Origin of the sequence: Variovorax sp. RTB1, from assembly GCF_035018765.1 — a bacterium.
In the GTDB taxonomy this organism is placed as follows: Bacteria; Pseudomonadota; Gammaproteobacteria; order Burkholderiales; family Burkholderiaceae_C; genus Variovorax.
Map to the genome: position 1 here is coordinate 1 of NZ_JASJXG010000007.1, position 19,125 is coordinate 19,125.

Below are 19,125 nucleotides of genomic sequence, written 5' to 3' on the forward strand. Positions count from 1 at the left end.
GTCTTCGACGTTGTCCGACTGCTCGTTGCCTTCCCACTTCATGAGACTCTCCTCACCGGCAACGGCCGGCTTTCATGTGATGGTACCGGCTTAACGGGGTGCGACGTAACCGACCGACATCGTGCGAGCGTTAGCCGCCGGATTGGAGTCCAGGCGCGTTGCAACGACTCCGCGACTGGAAGCCTCCGCAGCTTCGCGCATCTCGGCCTTTTGCACTTGCGAGCGCACCAGCATGGTCATGGCGACAGCCTGTGCGCAAACTATGGCGACCAATGCGGCCATCAGCAATTTACGCAGCGGCGAGAGTTCGGCGATCCATTGAGTCATATCGATTCCTGGTCGTGCTGGCTGCACGAGTCTGGAACGGATAGTGGGGAACGCCCAGGAAACAAGGTGGGGGAGCCGGGCGCGATGCGGTGTAGGACCGGACCGAAGTACGACATCGGCTCCAGGACATCGGCCAGAGGCGCAAGCCGCCCTGCTCGGCGCCCCTGAGGCTTCAGGCTTTAGGCAGAGTGACGCCGCGCTGGCCCTGGTACTTCCCGCCGCGGTCCTTGTAGCTGGTTTCGCAAACTTCGTCGCTCTCGAAGAACAGCACCTGCGCGCAGCCTTCGCCCGCGTAGATCTTGGCCGGCAACGGTGTCGTGTTGCTGAACTCGAGCGTCACATAGCCTTCCCATTCGGGCTCGAAAGGCGTCACGTTGACGATGATTCCGCAGCGCGCATAAGTGCTCTTGCCAAGGCAGATGGTGAGCACGTTGCGCGGGATGCGAAAGTACTCGACGGTACGCGCCAGGGCGAAGCTGTTCGGCGGAATGATGCAGAAGTCGCCGTCCATGTCGACAAAGCTCTTCTCATCGAAATTCTTGGGGTCGACCACCGTGCTGTGGATGTTCGTGAACACCTTGAACTCGGGCGCGCAGCGAATGTCGTAGCCATAACTCGACGTGCCGTAGCTGATGATCTTGTTGCCTTCGCGCTCGCGCACCTGGCCCGGCTCGAAGGGTTCAATCATGCCGGTCTGCTCGGCCATGCGCCGAATCCATTTGTCGCTCTTGATGGTCATCTCAGGGGGTCCTTCCTCGGAGCGTCATTCTAAGGAGCCGGCCTGCGACATCCTCGATGCGAGACGCGTCAGCTGCCGCTCGCCTGCGAGATCACCGTCCGCTCGATGAGCCGGTCGTCGCCGAGCACGATCATCGAAAAAAGCAACTCTTCGAGATTCGCCGCCAAACCGCTCTTGCGCGCGAGCAGGGGCGTCGCCTTCGGGTTCAGCACGATGAAGTCGGCCTCGCAGCCTGGCTGCAGATTGCCCGCGACGCCATCGAGCCCGAGCGCGAGTGCCGCGCCACCGGTATGGCGCCACCACAGTTCCGACGGCGCGATGCTGATGCCGGGCTTGGTCTGCCCTTCGCGCCCGACGTAATAAGCCGCCATCATGGTGTGGAACGGGCTGAAGCTGGTGCCGCCCCCGACATCGCTGGCCAGGCCGTAGTGGTAGTCGATGCGGTCGGCACCCTCGAAGTCGAAGAAGCCGCTGCCGAGGAACAAATTGCTGGTCGGGCTCACCGCCGTGGCCGCGCCGGTCTCGCGCATCAGGCGGCGGTCGTCATCGTCGAAGTGAATGCAGTGCGCATACACCGCGCGCTCGCGCATCAGCCCGAAGCCCGTGTACACGTCGAGATACGAGCGCGCCTTGGGAAACAGCTCGCGCGCCCACTTCACCTCGTCCTTGTTCTCGGCGACGTGTGAGTGAATCCAGGTGTCGGGGTACTTCGCGGCCAGTTCGCCGGCACCACGAAGTTGCGCGTCGGTGCTGGTCGGTGCAAAACGCGGGGTGATCGCGTAACCCAGCCGGTCGACGTTGTGCCATTTGCAGATGAGCGATTCGGTGTCGATCAGACTCTGCTCGGTGTCGTCGCGCACGCCGTCGGGCGAGTGACGATCTTGCAGCACCTTGCCGGTGATCATGCGCAGGCTGCGCCGCTGTGCCGCTTCGAAAAACGAATCGACCGACTGCACGTGCGAGGTCGCGAAAGTGAGCGAGGTGGTCACGCCGTTGCGCAGCATCTCGTCGAGAAAGAACTCGGCCACTTCGATCGAATGTGCCGGGTCGGCAAAGCGCGCCTCCGCAGGGAAGGTGTAGTTCTCGAGCCACGGCAGCAAGCCTTCCGATGGCGCGCCGATGATGTCGGTCTGCGGAAAATGCACGTGCATATCGATGAAGCCCGGCGCCAGGATGCGACCCGGCCAGTGCGTCACCGGCACGTGGGCGTACTGCGAATGGATCGAATTGAAGGCACCTGCCGCCACGACGATCTGCCGCCCGCGTGGATCGGGGCCGACGACCAGCAGGCCGTCTTCGTCGAAGAGCGGCTTGCCGGAAGAGTCAAATCGCAGAAGGGAGGCTCGGTACGCGTGCATGGGCTTGAGGGTAAGGCCAGGAGGGCACGCCGCAATTTCCGTGCACGTATGGGGGCTATACGAGCGCCAACCCAGCGCGCTCAGACCAGCGCGACGCGCGTCTTGATCGGCAGCCGTCCCAGCGCCTCCTGCAATTGCGCCTGCAATGCGTCCGCATGCGTGCCGGCGGCCGACGCATCGATCAGCACCGCGACGCCGGTTTCACCTTCGATGCGCACCGCCGGCCGTACCATCGCGCCGAGCCCCAGGCCGGTGCAGACCGCGTCCACCAGCGCACTTGCGACCTGCTGCCCTGCCAGGCCACGCAGTTCCGGCTTGTAGATCTTGCCGACGTTGGTCATCGGCATGTGTTCGATGATGGTCACCGACTTGGGCCGCGCAGGCGCTTCGTCGACGCCGGCCGAAGTGAAAGCCAGCAGTTCCGCCTCGGTCACCTGCGCGCCCGGCACCAACGTCGCATAGGCCACCGGCAGCTCGCCCGCATACGCGTCGGGCGCGCCCACTGCCGCACACAACTGCACCGCGGGATGTGCGCCCAGCGCGTCTTCGATGGTCTTCGGATCGATGTTGTGGCCGCTGCGGATGATCAGGTCTTTCGAGCGGCCGGTGAGGTTGAGCCGGCCCTGATCGTCGAGCCAGCCGAGGTCGCCGGTTGCCAGCCAGCCGTCGCCGGTGAAGGCCTTGGCCGTGTCGGCCGGATCGAGGAAGCCCGAGAACAGATTCGGCGACTTGAACAGCACCATGCCGTGCTCGCCCGGCGCCACGTCACGGTCGCTGGCACCGCCTTGATCGTCGAGCGACACGATACGCATCTGCGAATAGGGCAGCCTGAAGCCAACGCAGCCGGCCTGCCCTTCGACGCCCGGCGGCGTGATGGTCGAGATGCCGGCCATTTCCGTCATGCCGAGGCTCTCGTGCACATGCAGGCCGAACAGCCGCTTGAAGCGCGCCGCCAGTTCCGGCGCCAGCACTGCGGCTCCAGTGCGGCAGTAACGAATCGACGAAAGATCGGCACCGTTCAACGGCACGTTGGCGAGTGCGGCCAGCACCGTCGGCACCGCCGACAGCGAAGTCGGCCGGTACTTGTCGACAAGCCGCCAGTAGTTGGCCAGCACCGTCTTGTTGCGCAACAACGAGGTCGTCGGAATGATCGACTCGACACCCGCCGACAGCGACGCCAGCGAGGCCGGCAGCACGCCCGCGACATGGAACAGCGGATAGCCGTTGATGGTGACGTCGGTGTGCGTGACACCGGTCAGCTGGACGCAGGCCCAGGCGGTGAAGACCTGCGCGCCGTGGCTGTGCCGCGCGAGCTTGGGCGCGCCGGTGGTGCCGCCGGTGTGGAAGTACGCGGCGATGTCTTCGGGTGCGATGTCGCGCCCGCTCACCAGCCGATCGTCGGGCTGCTGCGCGCGCAGCGAACTGAAATCGCCGACGCCTTCCGGCAAGTCGATCACCGCATCCGCAGGCTCGTCGTGCGGCGCCACGCGCAACACCATCGTCAGCGTCGGCACCTGACTGCGCAGCCGCATGGCCTTCGACCACATGCCCGACTCATCGTCCGAGCCGTAAGCGATCAGCACCTTGGCACCGGCCGCCCGCATCAGCGACACCAGCTTTTCGTCGGTCAGCAGCGGGTTCAGCGGCTGCACGATGCCGGCCGCCTCGCCGCCCCACAACGCGAGGTGATAGTCGAGGCAACCGGGCAGCAACACGGCGACCGCATCCTGCGGACCGACGCCCAGCGTGTGCAACAGATTGGCCGTTTGATGGATGCCGCGCATCAGCTCGGCATAGGTCCAACGGATGGGTGCGTCTTCCGGGTCGCCGGTGCGTAGAAAAGTAAGCGCGGGGCGCTCTCCATGAGCGCGCGCGACGTTGCAGAAAAGCTCGTAGGTGCTGCGAACGGTGAGCGCCTTTTCAAGCGGCGTTTCTTCGAGCCGTCGGACATCGTCAAGCGAACGAATCGGGAACGCGGCGGTGAACGCCTGAGGTGCTGTGGCGGGTGCAGCAGGTGGCACGGCTGACATGGTTCTATCTCCTGAAAACGCTTTCGGGCGATCGTACGCGCGCCCTCACCGCCTGCCTGTCTCCGATGTCGGTGCGCGATGTCAGTGCGCGACCCGCCCCTGCACGCCCTCGACCAGCCACTTCATCTGGAGGATCTGCGCATCGCTCAGGCTCATGCCCTTGGCGATGACAACGTTGCCCTCGTTGTCGCGCACGTCGGCGACCGCATGGAACGGCACCAGCTTGCCGGAGGCGATGTCGCGCTGCCGTGCCAGCACCTCGTCCTGCACGGCTTTGGGCACCTTGGAGCCGAAGTCGCCGACGTGGACCATGCCCTCCTTCACGCCGCCCCAGACATCGCCGCTTTTCCAGCTGCCATCGAGCACGGCGCGGGCGCGCTGCGTGTAATAGCCGCCCCATTCGTGCGTCACCGCGACGAGTTGGGCGTCGGGCCCGACCTTGCGCATGTCGGAGTGATAGCCGATGGCCAGCTTGCCGCGCTCTTGCGCTGCCGCCATCACGGCGGAAGAGCCGGTGTGGAAGGCGATCACGTCGACGTCCTGGTTGAAGAGCGTCATGGCCGCGTCGCGTTCCTTCGACGGGTCGAACCAGACGTCGAGCCACACGACCTTGACGCGCGCCGTCGGGTCGACCGAACGCATGCCGAGCGTGAAGGCGTTGATGCCCTGCAGCACTTCAGGAATGGGGAATCCGGCCACGTAGCCGGCCACATGCGTCTTTGTCATCCGGCCGGCCGCGATGCCCGCCAGGTAGCGGCCCTCGTAGTAGCGCGCGTTGGCGGTCGCAACGTTGGGTGCGGTCTTGTAGCCTGTGATCGACTCGAACTTGACGTCAGGGAAGTCTTTGGCGACCTTCAGCGTCGGCTCCATGTAGCCGAAGCTCGGGGTGAAGATGAGCTTGTTGCCTTGCATCGCCAGGTCGCGAATCACGCGTTCCGCGTCGGCCCCTTCGGCTACGTTCTCGACGTAGCTTGTCTTGACCTTGCTGCCGAGCGCGATCTCCATCGCTCTGCGGCCCTGGTCGTGCTGATGGACCCAGCCAGTGTCGGTGAGCGGCGCGACGTAGACGAAGGCGACCTTGAGCGGATCGCCTGATGCAGCGGGCTTGGCCGTCTGGGCCAACGCGGGAGAAAAGACGGGAGATAAAAAGCAACAGGCAGCCGCGAGCGCAGCCACAAGGTTTTTGTACATGGTGTTCCTCAACATGGCCCCGAAATAGAAGAGTGCGCGGCCTGGAGCAACGGCTGCGCACGCGGATTGTCCCATCCGCCGGCAAAGCATCGGCCAGCCCGAGGGCCGCCGAAAGATCAAGAGCTCAGGTGAAGCGCGCGAAAACCTCGTTGAGCCGATCGATGTGGCGCGCCTTCGCGGTGTCATCGATGAAGCTGCCTTCGAAGCTGTTGGCCGCCAGCTGCCACGCCTGCTGCGCGGTGAGCCCGGTCGCAGCGAAGGTCTGCAAAAGGTTTTCGTTCATGTAGCCGCCGAAGTACGCCGGGTCGTCGGAGTTGACGGTCGCGACCAGGCCGGCATCGAGCAGCGCACCGAGGTTGTGGTCGGCCAGAACGGGGAACACGCAGAGCTTGAGATTCGACAGGGGGCACACGGTGAGCGGGATGCGATCACGCGCGAGTCGCGCCATCAGCGCGGGGTCTTTGGAACTCTGCACGCCGTGGTCGACGCGCTCGACCTTGAGCACGTCGAGCGCACTCCACACATACTCCGGCGGCCCTTCTTCACCGGCATGCGCGACCAGGTGAAAGCCCAACTCGCGGCAGCGCGCGAACACCCGTGCGAACTTCTCGGGCGGATTGCCGACCTCACCGGAATCGAGCCCGATACCGATGAACTGGTCGCGATATGGCAGTGCTTGCGACAGCGTTTCGAACGCATCTTCTTCGCTCAGGTGGCGCAAAAAGCAAAGGATGAGCGATGCGCTGACATCGAGCTGTGCTTCGGCGTCGACACAGGCGCGATGCAGTCCGTCGATGACCGTCTTGACGTGAATGCCGCGCGCGGTGTGCGTCTGCGGATCGAAGAACATCTCCGTGTGCACCACGTTGTCGGCCGCGGCGCGCTGCAGGTAGGCCCAGGCCATGTCGTAGAAGTCCTGCTCGGTGATGAGGACGCTCGCGCCGGCGTAGTAGATGTCCAGAAAACTCTGCAGATTGGTGAAGGCATAGGCGCGCCGCAAAGCCTCGACATCGGCATACGGAATCGACACCTTGTTGCGCTGCGCCAGCGCGAAGATCAGCTCGGGTTCGAGCGAGCCTTCGATGTGCATGTGCAGCTCCGCCTTTGGCATCGCGCAGAGCAATTCGGGCAGGCGGTCGGATGCGATTTTGGAGAAGTCGATCGTGGTCGTGGGTGTCATCTGGGCACTCCTGAAATGATTCTTCGGCAAGTGTGCCGCACCGCGGTTACCAACGGCGGGTCAAGGCAGCGGCGATGAGCACTGAAATCGCCACCCCCGCCATCAGCGCGCCCCATCCCGCGTGCTGCCACAGCGCGCCACCAGCGTAGCCGAGCACCCCTGAGCCGAGGTAATACGCGCACAAATACAGCGACGCGGCCTGTGCCTTTGCGCTGTGCGCGCGCTGGCCGATCTGGCCACTGGCCACCGCATGCGCGGCAAAAAATCCAACCGTGAGCAAAGCAAGCCCGACCACCACGACCGGCAGCCACGTTGTCGCCAGCGCGCCGATTCCGAGCAGCATCAAACCGATGCCTATCTGCACCACGCGGCGCGCCCCGATGCGGTCCACCATCGACCCCGCCTTGCTCGCGCTGTAGCTGCCGAGCAGGTAGACGGTAAAGAGCAGACCGATGACCGTGGACGACAGGCCGAACGGCGGCAACGCCAGGCGAAAGCCGATGTAGTTGAAGACCGCGACGAAGCTGCCCATCAACAGAAAAGCGAGCGCGAAGGCGGTGCGCAGTGCAGGTGTTCTGAGATGCATCGCGAAGTTGCCGGTCAGCCCACGCAGCGACAAAGGTTGCGGCCTGAAGTGGCGCGAAGGCGGCAGCAGCCACGCGAAGATAACCAGCGATGCCAGGCTCAGCGTCGCGATCCCGCCCATCGCCAAGGGCCAGCCACCGAGGTCGGCGAGTCCGCCCGAGAGCAACCGCCCGGCCAGCCCGCCGAGCACGTTGCCGCTGATGTAGAGCCCCATCGCCGACGACAGCGACGACGGATCGAACTCTTCCCCCACGTAGGCCATCGCCAAAGCAGGCAGCCCGCTCAACGCAACGCCGACCAGCGCACGCAACACCAGCAGCAGCGGCCACGAATCGACGAAAGCACAGGCCAGCCCGAGCACGCCCGACACCCCGAGCGCGACCAGCATCACCGGCTTTCGCCCCAGTGCTTCGGCCAGCGAACCCGCAACCAGCATGCACAGCGCAAGACACAAAGTGGTCAGCGACAGCGTCAGGCTGCTGTTGGCCGCCGACACGCCGAAGTGGCTCGCGAACAGCGGCAGCAAAGGCTGAACGCAGTAGATCGAAGCGAAGGTCGACAGGCCGGCGCAGAAGATCGCGAAGGTCGCTCGACGATAAGCAGGCGTTCCGCGCTTCAGGAAAGCCGTGGCGTCTTCGGAAACTGGGGGATGAGACAAACGAAACCGCAAAAAAGAAAAAGGGCCACCCAAAGCGACCCTTCATTCTGAAGCACCCCGCGTCCAACCTGGGGGCGAGCTATTTCTTCTCGAACAGCCCCGGAGCGCAAGTCGGATCGACCGTGTAGTCGAAGTGCATGTAGAGATGCGCCTTTGCCTTGCCATCGGCAAACTGCATGAGATGGGCCCCTTCGCTGCTCAGGCAGACCTCCGGCAGAGACTTGTCGGCATTACCAGCCAGCATCGCTTTTTCCTGTGGACCGGGATAACCACGGAACACGACCGCACCACCGACGAAAGGCTTCGCACCTTTGTCCGTCGACGGCGCGAGCGCATATGCCCTCACGCGCCGTCCATGCAACTCATCGGCGACATCCCGTCTTGACAGCAGTTTCTTGCTTCGAAGCCGGACGCAGCACCGCAAAGCGCCGAATGCATCGGCATATTGGGCAATGACGCGATCGTGCTGATCAAGCAACGTCGTTGCGAAAACTGTGCGGAACCCGTCTGGCCGGACTTCGACAAAAGCAGGCGATGGCTTGGCAGCGAAGGCTGGCAAAACGATGACCGCGGCAAACGCCATCAAGAAAATGTGATGCCTAGAAACCATTGTCTGACAGGACGCATCACTGACTTTCTTGTTGCGAAGGCCTGAGATCGACGTGTCGATCCCGCGCTTCAGAAAAGCCGTGGCGTCTTCGGAAACTAGGGGATGAGACAAACGAAACCGCAAAAAAGAAAAAGGGCCACCCAAGGCGACTCTTCATTCTGAAGCACCCCGCGGCCCTTCCAGGGACACCGTGGAACCGGCTTCGCCGGGCCACTGGTGTCGCCCCCGGTCAGGGGGTGGGCGCTGCGACACGAAGTGCGCAGCAACCTGGGGGCGAGCTCTCGTTCTACTTCTTATCGCCGGGCACCTTGCCGTCCACGCCCTTGACGTAGAAGTTCACGCCCGACAAGAACTTGTCGTCGGCCACAGCGCCCGCAGCGATCAGTTCCTTGCCGTCCTGGCCGACGATCGGGCCCTTCCAGATCGAATAGCTGCCGTCCTTCAGGCCGGCCTTCACGGTCTCGACTTTGGTCTTGATGTCGGCCGGCACGTCGTCGGCGATCGACACGATGTCGATGGCGCCTTCCTTCACGCCCCACCAGCTCTGGCCGGTCGCCCACTTGCCATCCAGCGCGTCCTTGGTGGCCTTGATGTAGTACGGACCCCAGTTGATGACGGCCGATGCCAGGTGGGCCTTGGGGCCGTAGGCGGTCATGTCCGAATCCCAGCCGAAGGCGCGCTTGCCTTTTTCCTGCGCGGTCTTCAGCACGGCGGGCGAGTCGGTGTTCTGGAACAACACGTCGGCGCCGCCGTTGATGAGCGCGGTGGCGGCTTCGGTCTCCTTCGGCGGGCTGAACCATTCGTTGACCCACACCACCTTGGTCGTGATCTTCGGGTTGACCGACTGCGCACCCAGCGTGAAGCTGTTGATGTTGCGCAGCACTTCAGGAATCGGCACAGAGCCGACCACGCCGAGCTGGTTGGTCTTGGTCATGCCGCCGGCGATGATGCCGGCCATGTAGGCGCCTTCGTAGGTGCGGCTGTCGTAGGTGCGCATGTTCTCGGCCGTCTTGTAGCCGGTGGCATGCTCGAACTTCACTTCCTTGTTGTCGGCGGCGACCTTCAGCATCGGCTCCATGTAGCCGAAGGTGGTGCCGAAGATCAGCTTGTTGCCCTGCCCGACCATGTCGCGGAACACGCGCTCGGCATCGGCCGATTCAGGCACGCTCTCGACGAAGGTCGTCTTGATCTTGTCGCCGTATTCCTTCTCCAGGGCCTTGCGTCCGTTGTCGTGCGCAAAAGACCAGCCCCCGTCACCAACCGGGCCGACATAGGCAAAGGCGATATTGAGCGGCGCGGCAGGTGCTGCCGCCGGTGCTGCAGCGGTCGGTGCCGGCGCAGCAGGTGCAGCGGCAGCGGGCGCTTCTTCTTTCTTGCCGCAGCCGATGAGGACGGCCGAAGCCACCGCCGTGACAGCAGCGAGCTTGAGCAGGGAGCGCTTGTTCAGATCATTCATTTGGATAAATCCTCAAAGGACAGGTTGGCAAAAACTAAGGACAGAAACGACCGACGGGAAACACGAAAAAACGCGATTATGAGCCGGGGTAAAACGGCTTCCCGATCGACGCCGGCATGTTGATGCGGATGAACGCCGGGTTGCGCGAGATGATGGCCAGCACCACGATCGGCGCGATGTATTGCAGCATGCTCAGGAACTGGCTCGGCACGTCGATGCCGATGCTCTGAAAGTGGAATCCGAGCATCGAGACACCACCGAAAAGATAGGCGCCGAGCAGCACCCGAATCGGTCGCCACGTGGCGAAGGTGGTGAGCGCCAGCGCGATCCAGCCCTTGCCCGCCACCATCCCTTCGACCCAAAGGCCGGTGTAGACGATCGACAGATACGCGCCCGCCAGGCCGCACAACGCGCCGCCGACGACCACCGCCGCGAAACGGATGCGGCGGACCGGATAGCCCAGCGCATGCGACGACTCCGGCGACTCGCCGACCGAGCGCAGCACCAGACCCGAGCGCGTGCGATACAGAAACCATATCAACCCGAAAGTCAGCGCGATCGCGAAGTACACCAGCGGGTGATGACGGAACAGCGCAGGCCCGATCAGCGGGATGTCGCCAAGCACCGGGATCGCGTAGGAAATGGTCTCGGGCAGCTTGGCCTGCACGAAGCCGATGCCGGCAAAGGCCGAGAACCCCACGCCGAAAAGGCTCAACGCCAGACCGGTCGCGTACTGGTTGGTGTTCAGCCAGATCACCAGCACGCCGAAGATCGCCGCCAGCACGGCGCCGGCCGCCATGCCCGCCAGAAACCCGAGCCACGCGTTGCCCGTGGTCACCGCCGCAGCGAAGCCGGCGATGGCCGCGCACAGCATCATCCCCTCGGCGCCGAGGTTGACGATGCCCGCTTTCTCGTTGATGAGCAGCCCCAGCGCAGCGAGCGCGAGGATGGTGCCGGCGCTGAGCGTGGAGCCCAGCAGCAATGCATACGATTCCATCAGATCGCTCCTTCCGGCGTGGCTTGCGGCATCTGCGCGGTAAGGGGCGTGCTGGCTTGCAGCGACGAAGTGCCCGCACTCGTCGGCCGGACAGCCACCGCCTTGACTGCCAGCTTGCGCCGGATGCGGTAGGCGATCAGCGTGTCGCAGGCCAGCAGCGTGAACAACAGCAGTCCCTGGAACACACCCGTCAGCGACTTGGGCAAACCGAGCCGTGACTGCGCCAGTTCGCCGCCGATATAGAACATGCTCATCAGCAGCGCCGAGAACACCATACCGACCGGATGCAGCCGCCCGACGAAGGCCACGATGATGGCGGCGAATCCATAGCCGGCCGGCACGTAAGGCGTGAGCTGGCCGATCGGGCCCGCGACTTCGAGCGCGCCAGCGAGCCCGGCGGCACCACCGGACGTCAGCAGCGCGATCCACACGGCGCGGCGTGCCGAGAAGCCCGCATAGCGGGCAGCGGCAGGCGCCAAGCCACCGACCTGCTGTGCGAAGCCGGCCCGCGTGCGGAACAGGAATACCCACAGCACACCGACGCCGACCAGCGCGATGATCAAGCCGATGCTGACGCGCGAGCCCTTCATCAGCCGCGGAATCTGCGTCACCGCCTCGAAGGTCTTGCTCTGCGGAAAGTTGTAGCCGCCCGGGTCTTTCCACGGGCCGGCCACCATGTAGCCGAGCAGCAGCACGGCCACGTAAACCAGCATCAGGCTCACCAGGATTTCGTTGGCGTTGAACTTGTCGCGCAGCCACGCGACGATGGCGGCCCAGAACATGCCACCGAGCACGCCCGCGACCAGGATGGCCGGCACGATCCACGGGCCGGTTGTCTTGTCGGCCAGCAAGGCCATGCCTCCTGCAGCCACCGCACCGAACACGAACTGCCCTTCAGCGCCGATGTTCCATACGTTGGCGCGAAAGCACACGGCAAGCCCCAGCGCGATGATGAGCAGCGGCGTCGCCTTGACCATCAACTCGCCGATGGCGTACCAGCTCTTGACGGGCTCGTAGAAAAATACCAGCAGGCCCTTGACCGGATCTTTGCCGAGCGCTGCGAACAGCACCATGCCGATGAGCACGGTGATGAGCAGCGCCAGGATGGGCGAGCCGTAGCTCCAGAAGCGCGAGAGCTGCGGGCGCGGTTCCAGCTTAAACATGAGACATCTCCTTGGCGGCTGTATCGGCACCTGTATCCGCGGCTGTCGCGCCGCTCGCTGCGTTCTCGTTGGCGTCCCAGAGTCCGCTCATCCACTCGCCGATGCGCGGCACGGTGGCAGCGGCGCGGTCGACCGAAGGCGACAACTTGCCCTTGGCAATCACGTACAAACGGTCGCTGATCTCGAACAGCTCGTCAAGCTCTTCGCTCACCACCAGCACAGCGCAGCCGGCATCGCGCAGCGCCAGGATCTCGCCGCGAATCAGCGCCGCGGCACCGACATCGACACCCCAGGTCGGCTGCGACACGATGAAGATTTTCGGGTTGGCATCGATCTCGCGGCCGACGATGAACTTCTGCAGGTTGCCGCCCGACAGCGACTTCGCTGCCGAGCTCGGTCCACCGGCCTTGACGTTGAAGCGCTTGATGATTTCTGCCGCGTGACGGTCGAGCGCCTTGGTGTGAATCCATCCTGTCTTGCCGACCGCGTTGCTGCGCGTCAGCAGCAGGTTGTGCGCAAGGCCTAGCGTCGGTACGGCGCCGCGGCCCAACCGCTCTTCGGGCACGAAATGCAGGCCGAGTGCACGGCGCTTGCGAGGCCGCATGTGAGCGGCGGGCTGGCCGAATACCTGGATCATCGAGGCCTCGGCGCGCACGTCTTCGCCCGACAGCGCATAGAGCAATTCACGTTGCCCGTTGCCCGATACGCCGGCGATGCCGACCACTTCGCCGGCACGTACTTCGAGCGACACCGCATCGAGGTCGACACCAAACTGGTCGTCGCGTGCCAGCGTCAGCGCATCGACCTTGAGCGCCACCGCGCCGGCCTTCACCGCGCGATGCTGCAACGGCGGTGGCTCGGCGCCGATCATCAAGCGCGAGAGCGATTCATTGGTTTCGTTCTGCGGGTTGCAGACGCCCGTGACCTTGCCGCCGCGCAGCACCGTGCAGGCGGTGCAAAGCTCGCGAATCTCGTGCAGCTTGTGGCTGATGTACAGGATGCTGCAGCCTTCTGACGCGAGCTTTTTGAGCACGACGAAGAGCTTGACCACGGCCTGCGGCGTCAGCACCGAGGTCGGCTCGTCGAGGATCAGCAGCTTGGGGTCGGTCAGCAGTGCGCGGATGATTTCGACGCGCTGCATTTCGCCGACCGAGAGCGTGTGCACCGGCCGCACCGGGTCGATATCCAAGCCGTATTCGCTCGCCTTGGCGGTGATGCGCTGGGTCACTTCGGCCAGCCTCAGGCTTTTGTCCAAACCCAGCCACACGTTCTCCGCCACGGTCAGCGTGTCAAACAAACTGAAGTGCTGGAACACCATGCTGATGCCAAGCGCCCTCGCCTCCTGCGGGTTGCGTACGTTCACCATCTGGCCGTTGAACATGACGGTGCCTTCGTCGGGCTTGACCGAGCCGTAGATGATCTTCATCAGCGTCGATTTGCCGGCGCCGTTTTCGCCCAGCACTGCATGGGTTTCACCGGGCTGCACCACCAGCGACACGTCGCTATTGGCCACCACCGCCGGGTAGCGCTTGGTGATGTGCGCAAGTTGGAGTCTGGAGGTCGTCATACCTTGGTGGGGCTCGTGGGGGTTGTCGAAGGATTCTTTTTGTCGGCTGCGACGACACCGGAACCAGGCGGCGGCCGCAACGACGCGGCGACCGACTTGGTGGTCTCGCGCAGCCAGCGCGCCGAGCTCGACGAGTGCGTTCGCTCGTGCCACAGCTGGTAGTACATGAGGCGCGGCAGCGTCATCGGGCACTCGACGATCTTCACCGGCAGGCGCGGAATGAAGCGTTCGCAGTACTGACGTCCGGTGGTCAGTACCAGCAAGCTCGATGCCACCATGTCGGGGATCAAACTGAAGTGGGCGCAGCGCGCGGTGATATTGCGTTCGAGCTTCAGCGCATCGAGCATCTGGTCGATGATGCCGCGCGCGCCGGGGTGCATCGGCGTCGGCGCAATGTGCTCTGCAGCGAGCCAGGTGTCGACGTCCCAGCCGCGCCGCGCGGCAGGGTGATCCTTGTTGATGAGCGAGACGATCTCATCACCGAAGAGCCGCGCCATGTGCAGGTCTTCCGGCGGCTTCAGCCAGTTGCCGATGACCAGGTCGACGTGGCCGAGCGACAGGTGACCGTGGTAGTTGGAGTCCGGCGACAGCGGATGGATCTCGATGCGGCACATCGGCGCCTGGCTCTTGATCTGCGCCACCAGCATCGGCAGAAAAAGCGGGTCGAGGTAGTCGCTGGCGGCGATGCGAAAGGTGCTTGTGGCGGTGCGCGGATCGAAGCCGCGTGCATCGGTGAACAACACCTCGGCGGCGCGCAGGATGGCGGCGGCAGGCTCGATCATTCGCAGGCCCGCATCGGTCGGAACCATGCCGGAGCCAGAGCGCACCAGCAGCGGATCGCCTGACAGGTCGCGCAGTCGCTTGAGGGCTGCGGAGACGGCCGGCTGGTACATGCCCAGGCGAATGGCGGCACGTGAAACGCTGCGGTCGGTCAGCACGGTATGAAGCACGCGGATCAAGTGAAGATCGATCTTGTCGAAAAGCGCCTGGTCACGCACGATTGCTCGCTCCCACAGCAAAAAGAGGGGCCGACTCGAGCATGGCGTTGGGTCTAAACATGCCGCGAAGTCTACGGCTGGCTAGGCTTGAACGGCAGTGATCGCGGCCAGGATCGCCTCGCTGGTGGCGGGCGACCGCAACGGCGGATCGACCTTGTGATCGGCCACCGCCGACACCGCATCGCGAATCGCGAAGAACACCGAAAAAGGCAGCAGCAACGGCGGCTCGCCAACCGCTTTGCTGCGGTGGATCGAGTCTTCGAAGTTGTCGCCTTCGAACAGCTTGACGTTGAAGACCGGCGGGCAATCGTTGGCCGTCGGGATCTTGTAGGTGCTGGGGGCGTGCGTGGTCAGCTTGCCGCTCTGCGGATGCCATACCAGTTCTTCGGTGGTGAGCCAGCCCATGCCCTGAATGAAGGCGCCCTCGATCTGGCCAATGTCGATGGCCGGGTTCAACGACTTGCCCGCGTCGTGCAGGATGTCGGCGCGCAGCAGCTTCCATTCGCCGGTCAGCGTGTCGACGATCACCTCGCTCACGGCGGCGCCGTAGGCGTAATAGAAAAACGGTCGGCCTTCCATCTTCTCCTTGTCCCAACTGAGGCCGGGCGTGGCGTAGAAGCCGTCGGACCACAACTGCACGCGGTCCAGGTACGCCTCGCCGACGACGGTCGCGAAAGACAGCGTACGGCCATTGACCTCGACCTTGTCGTTGGCAAAGCGCACGTCTTTTGGATCACCGCCGTGGCGCGCCGCAGCGCACACCGCCAGCCGTTCGCGAATCTGCCGCGCCGCGTCTTGCGCCGCCTTGCCGTTCAGGTCGGCGCCGGTCGATGCTGCGGTGGCGGACGTGTTGGCGACCTTGGTGGTGTCGGTCGCGGTCGCGCGCACGCTCTCGCAGTTGACACCCAACTCGTGTGCGACGACCTGCGCGACCTTGGTGTTCAGGCCCTGGCCCATCTCGGTGCCGCCGTGGTTCACCAGGATCGAGCCGTCGGTGTACACATGGACCAGCGCGCCGGCCTGGTTGAAGTGCTTCACGTTGAAGGAAATACCGAACTTCAGCGGCGCCAGCGCGATGCCGCGCTTGAGCACTTCGCTCTTGCTGTTAAAGCCCGCGATCTCGGCGCGACGGGCACGGTAGTCGCTGCTTTCTTCGAGCTGCGCGACCAGCTCGTGAATGATGTTGTCGGTCACCACCTGCTTGTAGGGCGTGACGTTGTTTTCGGTCTTGCCGTAGAAGTTGATGCGACGTACGTCGAGCGGATCGCGGTCCAGCTTGCGCGCCACCGTGTCGAGGATGTTCTCGATCGCGATGGCGCCTTGCGGCCCGCCGAAGCCGCGAAAGGCCGTGTTGCTCTGCGTGTTGGTCTTGCCGGAGAAGCCGTGCATGGCCACGTCGGGCAACCAGTAGGCGTTGTCGAAGTGGCACAGCGCACGCGTCATCACCGGACCCGACAGATCGGCGGAGTGGCCGGCACGCGACACCATCGTGATCTCGACGCCGAGCACTCGGCCTTCGTCGTCGTAGCCGACTTCGTACTCGTACCAGAAGCAGTGGCGTCGACCGGTGATCATGAAGTCGTCGTCGCGGTCAAGCCGCAATTTGACCGGCCTCTGCAGCTTGTGCGCCGCAACCGACGCCACGCACGCGAAGATGGCCGACTGCGATTCCTTGCCGCCGAAACCGCCGCCCATGCGCCGGCACTCGACATGCACTTCATTTGCATGCAGATGCAACGCGTGCGCCACCAGGTGCTGCATTTCGCTCGGGTGCTGCGTCGAGCAGTACACATGCATCGCGCCGCCCTCTTTGGGGATGGCGTAGCTGATTTGCCCTTCCAGATAGAACTGCTCCTGACCGCCGACGTCGAGCGTCGCCTTGAGCTTGTGCGGCGCGCGGTCGATGGCGCCGCGTGCGCCACCGTTGTTCGTTTCGCGGATGACGTGTATCGGCGGCACGACGTACTGGCCCCTTGCGTGCGCGTCTTGCGGCGTGAGCACGGGCGGCACGGCTTCGATGATCAGCGCGTCTTTGGCGCGCGCAGCAGCACGGCGCGCCGCATCTCGCGTTTCGGCGATGACCGCGAACACCGGCTGGCCGATGTAGCGGATGTCGCCCCACGAAGATCCATCGTCGTGCTTTTCGATGGCGCACAGGATCGGGTCGTCGTGAACGATCGAGCCGCAATCGTTGGTGCCTGGGATGTCGTTGGCCGTCAGCACGTCCACCACGCCGGGCATGGCGCGGATGGCGTCGAGCGACACGGAGGTCAGCCGACCGTTGGCGACGGGAGACAGGCCCAGCGCGCAATGCAGCGTGCCGGCCAGTTCCGGAATGTCGTCGATGTAGGTTGCCTCGCCTGCGACATGCAGATGAGCCGACTCGTGCGGCCGGCTGATGCCGACGCGGGCGCCGTCGTCCTGCGCCTTGGCTTCTGCGACTTTGTCGATGCGGGCCGCTGTGTTCTTGAGGTAATCGGCGAAGGCCTCGGCCGGCTGCAGGAGCGCGGCGTCGATGGGCTTGTTCATGCGACGGCTCCCTGAACATTGGTGCCAGCGGCGACCGCGGTGATGTGCGGCATCGCGCTCCACACGCTCGTCGCCTCGATCGGCAACGCATTCTGCGTACGGGTTTCGAGCCACAGCCGCTGGATCAGGTTCTGCGCGACTTGCAGGCGGTATGCGGCCGAAGCCCGCATGTCCGACAGCGGCTGGAAGTCTTGCGCCAGGGCGAGCTTTGCCGCCTTGACGCTGGCCTGCGACCACGGCTTGCCGACGAGGGCAGCTTCTGCCTGCGCCGCGCGTTTCACCGTCGCGGCCATGCCGCCGAAAGCAAGCCGCACTTCCTTGACGATGTCCCCATCGAGCTCGATCGCGAAGCCGGCACACAAGGCAGAGATGTCGCAATCGAAGCGCTTGCTGATCTTGTAGACGCGCACCTGCCGCCGCATCGCAGCCAGTGGCACGACCAGGCCCTGCACGAACTCGCCCGGCTGCAGGTGGTTCTTCATGTAGTCGATGTAGAACTCCGAGAGTGGCATCCAGCGGACGTGTTCACCGCGGCGCAGTTCGATGTCGGCATCGAGCGCCATCAGCACCGGCGGCGAGTCGCCGATGGGCGAGCCATTGGCCACGTTGCCGCCCATGGTGCCGGCATGGCGGATCGGCGGCGACGCGAAGCGAAGCCACACGTCGGTGAGCGCGGGCACGCGTTGCGCGAGTGCGCCGTAGGCTGATTCGAGCGAGGCGCCGGCGCCGATGTAGAGCGTGTCGCCGCGCTCCTCGACGACCTTCATCGCACCGACATCGCCGACGTAGATGATGTCGCCCAAGTCGCGAAACTGCTTGTTGACCCACAGGCCGACGTCGGTCGAGCCGGCGAGCAATTGCGCCTTCGGGTGTTGCTCGCGCAACGTCGCCAGTTCGTCGAGCGTTTTGGGGGCGTGGTAGCGGTCGATGCGCGGGAGCGTCGTGCCGGAAGCGGTGGCGGCGCCTGCCAGGTTGCCTGTCCACGGCGCTGCGTAAGTGAAGGTGGTTTCGCGCTGCAGGCTCGACAACGCGGCGACAGCGGGCGCCGTATCGAGCCGCACCGCCGGCAAGTCAAACATGCGCTGGCCGGCATCGAGAATCGGCCGGTAGCCGGTGCAGCGGCACAGGTTGCCCGACAGGTCGTCGGCCAGTTGCTGGCGCGTCGGCTGGGTGCCGCCAGCCTGGTGGTGCTCATAGGTCGACCAGAGCGACATCACGAAGCCGGGCGTACAAAAGCCGCATTGCGAACCATGGCAGTCGACCATCGCCTGCTGCACCGGGTGCAACTGCCGCACCGCGTGCTTTTCATGCTGCGCCGGGTCGCGCTTCATCTCGCACTGGGCCTTCAGATCTTCGACCGTGAAGAGCGCCTTGCCGTGCAGCGTCGGCAGGAACTGGATGCAGGCGTTGACGGTCTGCAAGTTCAGGCCGCCCACCGCGCCCTCGCCCGACGCATTCCCCGCGCCGGCCAGCTCGCCGATCACCACGGTGCATGCACCGCAATCGCCTTCGTTGCAGCCTTCCTTGGTGCCGGTGCAGCGGGCGTCTTCGCGCAGCCAGTCGAGCACCGATCGCGTCGGATGCGCGCCGCTCACTTCGACGACTTTGCCGCGGTGAAAGAACCGGATCGGTTGGGTGGAACTCTGGATGCTCATGCTCGTTGGCAGCTCGTTGTGCGTGTGACGTTGGGACCAAAGCCGGAAGTTACCGGCCTCTGCCGCGCGACTTATATCGTCT

Annotated in this window: 15 protein-coding genes; all 15 read right to left on the reverse strand. The window is 64.5% G+C overall.

Annotation, left to right across the window (positions count from 1 at the left end):
* Nucleotides 1–90 precede the first annotated feature (90 nt).
* The gene (locus tag QN397_RS06920; RefSeq protein ID WP_323500520.1) at nucleotides 91–327 is read right to left on the reverse strand and encodes a hypothetical protein; all 237 of its coding nucleotides are present in this window, start codon (nucleotides 325–327) and stop codon (nucleotides 91–93) included.
* Nucleotides 328–499: 172 nt separating this feature from the next.
* Nucleotides 500–1,066, reverse strand: coding sequence for a dCTP deaminase (dcd, locus tag QN397_RS06925; protein WP_187050927.1), 567 nt, complete (start codon nucleotides 1,064–1,066; stop codon nucleotides 500–502).
* A 68-nt stretch (nucleotides 1,067–1,134) separates the two neighbouring features.
* Nucleotides 1,135–2,424 (reverse strand): guanine deaminase, encoded by a 1,290-nt coding sequence (gene guaD, locus QN397_RS06930; protein ID WP_323500521.1) that lies wholly within the window; start codon nucleotides 2,422–2,424, stop codon nucleotides 1,135–1,137.
* An 80-nt stretch (nucleotides 2,425–2,504) separates the two neighbouring features.
* On the reverse strand, nucleotides 2,505–4,454 hold the full coding sequence (locus QN397_RS06935; protein ID WP_323500522.1) for an acyl-CoA synthetase: 1,950 nt from the start codon (nucleotides 4,452–4,454) through the stop codon (nucleotides 2,505–2,507).
* 81 nt (nucleotides 4,455–4,535) lie between these two features.
* Entirely contained in the window at nucleotides 4,536–5,645 is a 1,110-nt protein-coding gene (locus QN397_RS06940) for a BMP family ABC transporter substrate-binding protein (protein ID WP_323500523.1), read from the reverse strand.
* Between the two features lie 124 nt (nucleotides 5,646–5,769).
* Entirely contained in the window at nucleotides 5,770–6,825 is a 1,056-nt protein-coding gene (locus QN397_RS06945) for an adenosine deaminase (RefSeq protein WP_323500524.1), read from the reverse strand.
* 46 nt (nucleotides 6,826–6,871) lie between these two features.
* Nucleotides 6,872–8,068 carry an MFS transporter gene (locus QN397_RS06950; RefSeq protein ID WP_323500525.1) on the reverse strand — a complete coding sequence of 399 codons (1,197 nt, stop codon included), beginning with the start codon at nucleotides 8,066–8,068 and terminating at the stop codon, nucleotides 6,872–6,874.
* A gap of 79 nt (nucleotides 8,069–8,147) precedes the next feature.
* A complete protein-coding gene (locus tag QN397_RS06955; RefSeq protein WP_323500526.1) occupies nucleotides 8,148–8,822 on the reverse strand; it encodes a hypothetical protein in 675 nt (224 codons plus the stop codon).
* A gap of 142 nt (nucleotides 8,823–8,964) precedes the next feature.
* A complete protein-coding gene (locus QN397_RS06960; protein ID WP_323500527.1) occupies nucleotides 8,965–10,134 on the reverse strand; it encodes a BMP family ABC transporter substrate-binding protein in 1,170 nt (389 codons plus the stop codon).
* 76 nt (nucleotides 10,135–10,210) lie between these two features.
* The gene (locus QN397_RS06965) at nucleotides 10,211–11,131 is read right to left on the reverse strand and encodes an ABC transporter permease (RefSeq protein ID WP_323500528.1); all 921 of its coding nucleotides are present in this window, start codon (nucleotides 11,129–11,131) and stop codon (nucleotides 10,211–10,213) included.
* Nucleotides 11,131–12,294 (reverse strand): ABC transporter permease, encoded by a 1,164-nt coding sequence (locus QN397_RS06970; protein ID WP_187050919.1) that lies wholly within the window; start codon nucleotides 12,292–12,294, stop codon nucleotides 11,131–11,133. Before QN397_RS06970 ends, QN397_RS06965 begins: the two co-directional genes overlap by 1 nt.
* The gene (locus tag QN397_RS06975; protein ID WP_323500529.1) at nucleotides 12,287–13,861 is read right to left on the reverse strand and encodes an ABC transporter ATP-binding protein; all 1,575 of its coding nucleotides are present in this window, start codon (nucleotides 13,859–13,861) and stop codon (nucleotides 12,287–12,289) included. Before QN397_RS06975 ends, QN397_RS06970 begins: the two co-directional genes overlap by 8 nt.
* A complete protein-coding gene (locus QN397_RS06980) occupies nucleotides 13,858–14,859 on the reverse strand; it encodes a LysR family transcriptional regulator (RefSeq protein ID WP_323495351.1) in 1,002 nt (333 codons plus the stop codon). The genes QN397_RS06975 and QN397_RS06980 overlap by 4 nt, the downstream gene beginning before the upstream one ends.
* A gap of 81 nt (nucleotides 14,860–14,940) precedes the next feature.
* Entirely contained in the window at nucleotides 14,941–17,388 is a 2,448-nt protein-coding gene (gene xdhB / locus QN397_RS06985) for a xanthine dehydrogenase molybdopterin binding subunit (protein ID WP_323500530.1), read from the reverse strand.
* Nucleotides 17,385–19,043: a xanthine dehydrogenase small subunit gene (gene xdhA / locus QN397_RS06990; protein WP_323500531.1), complete on the reverse strand. Its 1,659-nt coding sequence runs from the start codon at nucleotides 19,041–19,043 to the stop codon at nucleotides 17,385–17,387. The genes xdhB and xdhA overlap by 4 nt, the downstream gene beginning before the upstream one ends.
* Nucleotides 19,044–19,125: the final 82 nt, after the last annotated feature.

Excerpts from the sequence above, each read along its gene's own strand:
- QN397_RS06940 (WP_323500523.1), bottom strand. The coding sequence starts at position 5,645 with ATGTACAAAAACCTTGTGGCTGCGCTCGCGGCTGCCTGTTGCTTTTTA.
- dcd (WP_187050927.1), bottom strand. The coding sequence starts at position 1,066 with ATGACCATCAAGAGCGACAAATGGATTCGGCGCATGGCCGAGCAGACC.
- QN397_RS06935 (WP_323500522.1), bottom strand. The coding sequence starts at position 4,454 with ATGTCAGCCGTGCCACCTGCTGCACCCGCCACAGCACCTCAGGCGTTC.
- QN397_RS06945 (WP_323500524.1), bottom strand. The coding sequence starts at position 6,825 with ATGACACCCACGACCACGATCGACTTCTCCAAAATCGCATCCGACCGC.
- QN397_RS06920 (WP_323500520.1), bottom strand. The coding sequence starts at position 327 with ATGACTCAATGGATCGCCGAACTCTCGCCGCTGCGTAAATTGCTGATG.
- xdhB (WP_323500530.1), bottom strand. The coding sequence starts at position 17,388 with ATGAACAAGCCCATCGACGCCGCGCTCCTGCAGCCGGCCGAGGCCTTC.
- QN397_RS06970 (WP_187050919.1), bottom strand. The coding sequence starts at position 12,294 with ATGTTTAAGCTGGAACCGCGCCCGCAGCTCTCGCGCTTCTGGAGCTAC.
- guaD (WP_323500521.1), bottom strand. The coding sequence starts at position 2,424 with ATGCACGCGTACCGAGCCTCCCTTCTGCGATTTGACTCTTCCGGCAAG.
- QN397_RS06960 (WP_323500527.1), bottom strand. The coding sequence starts at position 10,134 with ATGAATGATCTGAACAAGCGCTCCCTGCTCAAGCTCGCTGCTGTCACG.
- QN397_RS06965 (WP_323500528.1), bottom strand. The coding sequence starts at position 11,131 with ATGGAATCGTATGCATTGCTGCTGGGCTCCACGCTCAGCGCCGGCACC.
- QN397_RS06975 (WP_323500529.1), bottom strand. The coding sequence starts at position 13,861 with ATGACGACCTCCAGACTCCAACTTGCGCACATCACCAAGCGCTACCCG.
- xdhA (WP_323500531.1), bottom strand. The coding sequence starts at position 19,043 with ATGAGCATCCAGAGTTCCACCCAACCGATCCGGTTCTTTCACCGCGGC.